Source organism: Pseudomonas sp. Yb2C2 (assembly GCF_052112325.1).
In the GTDB taxonomy this organism is placed as follows: domain Bacteria; phylum Pseudomonadota; class Gammaproteobacteria; order Pseudomonadales; family Pseudomonadaceae; genus Aquipseudomonas; species Aquipseudomonas marginalis.
Map to the genome: position 1 here is coordinate 1 of NZ_JAVAJK010000063.1, position 522 is coordinate 522.

Sequence of the window (522 nt, forward strand, 5' to 3'; positions counted from 1 at the left end):
CCGTGCCCGATGGCGAGAAAACCCTCTCGGCCATCGACAGCCTGGCCGCTAACGGCGCCAAGGGCTTTGTGATCTGCCCGCCGGATGTGTCCCTGGGCCCGGCCATCGTCGCCAAGGCCAAGGCCAATGGCCTGAAAGTCATGGCGGTGGATGACCGCTTTGTCGATGCCAAGGGCAACTTCATGGAGGACGTGCCGTACCTGGGCATGGCCGCGTTTGAAGTGGGCCAGAAACAAGGTGCCGCCATGGCCGCCGAAGCGAAAAAACGCGGTTGGGACTGGAAGGACACCTACGCGGTGATCAACACCTTCAATGAACTCGACACCGGCAAAAAACGCACCGATGGCTCGATCAAATCCCTGGAAGAAGCCGGCATTCCCAAGGACCACATCCTCACCGCCGCGCTGAAAACCCTCGACGTCCCCGGCAGCATGGACGCCACCAACTCGGCCCTGGTCAAGCTGCCCAGCGGCGCGAAAAACCTGATCATCGGCGGCATGAACGACAACACCGTGCTCGGCG

The 522-nt window shown here is 62.1% G+C and carries 1 protein-coding gene; it reads left to right on the forward strand.

Annotated elements, in window-relative coordinates; genetic code table 11:
• Positions 1-522: substrate-binding domain-containing protein (locus Q8X51_RS32160; protein WP_407695012.1), on the forward strand; the 522-nt coding region annotated here is incomplete at both ends.